The 2,762-nt window shown below is 67.5% G+C and carries 2 protein-coding genes; both read right to left on the minus strand.

Going from position 1 to position 2,762, the window contains the following annotated elements; all coding sequences use genetic code 11:
* Positions 1-2,288: recombinase family protein (locus D7W81_RS40715; RefSeq protein WP_147445822.1), on the minus strand; the 2,288-nt coding region annotated here is incomplete at its 3' end.
* The gene (locus tag D7W81_RS44500) at positions 2,285-2,710 is read right to left on the minus strand and encodes a DUF5372 family protein (protein WP_368773761.1); all 426 of its coding nucleotides are present in this window, start codon (positions 2,708-2,710) and stop codon (positions 2,285-2,287) included. The genes D7W81_RS44500 and D7W81_RS40715, both read right to left, overlap by 4 nt.
* Between the last annotated feature and the right edge of the window lie 52 nt (positions 2,711-2,762).

Genomic DNA, 2,762 nt, shown 5'->3' on the forward strand with positions numbered 1-2,762 from the left:
CCTCGGGCGAGAGCGGCCTGGATGCGCTGCTCGACTGCGCGTGTCAGCCGGAAGCAGAGAAAGCCCCTGGGCAGGTCGCGCTCGGGCGTGAGGACGCCAGCCTTTATCCAGTAGCGCACCTGACTCCAAGTTACGCCGTACTTCTCGACAAGGCCGCGGGTGGAGTAGCGACCGTCAGCCAGACGAGGCGGCGGCCGTGGACGTCCCAGGTGGCCCGGCTGCTGCCCCGGCCTGTAGCCCTGGCGTTGCGCCTTGGCCAGCAAGGCTTCTAATTCCGGCGTCATCTCGAACCAGAAGGGCCCTGTCCCTTGCCTTGGCTCGGGCGTCAGCAGCCCGCGCTTGACCCAATAGCGGATCATCGGCGCCGTTACCCCGAATTGGCTCGTCAGGCCCCGCAGGGAATAGCGCCCCTGGGCATCGCGCTCGGGCACGGGCTGACTGCCTCCGCCCGGGGAGCGCCCGGAGGCAATGCCGTGCCTCTGGCGGAGCGTCGCGACCGAGGCCCGGTTGAAGAGGCGTCGCAGCCCACTCTGGATTCCACGTCGATTGAGCTCTTCGGCGATTTGCTGGTCGGTGCGCTTCTGCCTGGCCAATTGGCGGATGGCGACGAGGGCCTGCGTCGAGGTGAGGCGGGATTGCGCCAGGGTGGGCCTGGGTGTCGAAAGCTCGGTGATGGCTCCCGTCTTCCAGAGGATGCGGATGCGAGTGGCGCGCTGGGGCACGTCCACGGGGCAGAGCACCACCTCCTGAATGAGCAGCCGGAGGATGCGCTTCTTGTCCGCGGAGGTCGTCGTTGGAGCGCTCCAGAGTCTGGGCAGGTTGCCCGCGAGCGCGAGAATCTTCTTCTTGTCCTTGTCCGACAGCTCCAGCTTGCGTGCGCTCCGGGCCTGCTCGTACTCGCGCTCGACCCGCGCAAGCTCCTCGAGCTTCTGGTTCCAGCGTGTCTCCAGCGTGCGGGCCACCACGCGGTTTTCCGGCTCCACCGCGTTGTACTGGCGCTCGGCGCGCTGGACTTCGTAGCGCACTCGCTCCAGCCGCAACTTCCACTGGCGGTCCACGTCGGCAGTCTGGTGCTCCACTTGCTTGAGGACGGCCAGCGAGAGGTCCAGTTCCGGCGGTGCGAAGGCGCAGAGGACGGTCTGCACCAGCTTCTCATCAATGCGGGGCGCGACGGTGGACCAGCAGTTGCCCTCACCGTACATGCGTCGGCTGCATTGGTAGCTGGGCGCATCCGCGACGGGGTAGACCGGATTCATCCTCCGGCCACACTTGCCGCACAGCACCAGTCCCTGGAGCAGCGCCTGGCCGCCGCGGGGAGCGCCTCGTCCGTGGACATGCGCACCTCGCACCGCGTTGTCCTCGATGCGCCTCAAGTTCTCCAGGTGCTCCTCCCAGCGGATGTACGCGGGATGGGCATCCCGCAGGAAGGCATGCCACTGCTCGCGGGCCTCGAGCGCCTGGTGCTTGCGGCGCACCACGCCTTCGACAAGGACACGCCGCTCCCGGTTTCGCCCCCAGGCGTAGGCGCCGGCGTAGGCCGGATTGCGCAGGAGGGAGAGGGCGCGAGGGACATCCAGCGAGTGCCATCGGATTTCAGCGCTGGAGCCCCGGTGACCATGTCGCGCGGGGAAGAGGAGCTGGTGGTGGTTGAAGTAGCGCACCGTGGCGCTGACGCTGCCCTCCAGGCGGAAGCGCTCGAAGAGCAGGCGCACGGCCCGCTGCACCTGCTCGTCGGGGTCGAAGACGAGCTTCCCCTCCTGGAAGACGTAGCCCGTCGGAGGCGGGAAGACGAGCTCCCCCTTCTTCGCCTTGTGCAGGATGCCGCCTTGCAGGCGCAGACGCATGGAGTGGCGTTCAGCGTCACTCATGGTGCCCTTCATGCCCAGCACCAATCTGTCGTTGAAGTCGTTGGCGTCGTAGATGCCATCGTCATCGATGATGAGCGTGTCGGCCAGCGCGCACAGGTCCAGCAGTCGGTGCCAATCGGCCGAGGAGCGCGCCAGGCGTGACACCTCCAGCGACAAGACGGCGCCCACCTTGCCGAGGCTGACCTCGGCCGTCAGCCGCTGGAAGCCCTTGCGCTGGGCCGCGCTGGCACCGCTCTGCCCCAAGTCCTCATCGATGACCTCGACCTGGGTTGCGTCCCAGCCCAGCTTCCTGGCCAGCTCCACCAGGGCGTACTGGCGCTCGGTCGACTCCTGATGCTCGTGGACTTGAAGCAGGGTGGACTGGCGGATGTACACCCGCGCGGGCCGGGCCAGATGCGCTGGCCGAATCTTGGCGCTCATCGCTTGCCTCGCGTCTTTTGGGGGGCTCGCTCACGGCCTTGAGCAGCACGTCGGCCAGCACGCCCAGCAGTTGGTGTCTGACTGCCGTGGGCAGTGCGCTGTAGAGCGCGCCCGGCGGCGGCCGCCCGCGGGCGCTTCTGATTCGGCGCGCTGCCTTCTTCGTCATGCACCTGGGACCTGTGCCCCAGGTCGTCCAGAAGGGCACTCAGCTCGCGGAGCGATTCAGGGTGCAACTTCGGACTCTTCCCTCGGTACTTGAGCGGCGGTGGCCAGGGCTTCAGGTCCGTCCACTCCTCGGGAACCTTCGCCAGACGACCGTCCGGGAAGCGCACCACGACGCACGAGCGCCCCAGATATCTCAACCGCTCGATAAGAGGGAGTGAGCGGCCCGCGAGCGGATGGAGCGGGTGGGTGATGACCACCGAATCCAATGGCGACTTCGTCTTCAAGGGGGTGCGTCGATAGGGGCTTGCC

Origin of the sequence: Corallococcus aberystwythensis, assembly GCF_003612165.1 — a bacterium.
Taxonomy (GTDB): domain Bacteria; phylum Myxococcota; class Myxococcia; order Myxococcales; family Myxococcaceae; genus Corallococcus; species Corallococcus aberystwythensis.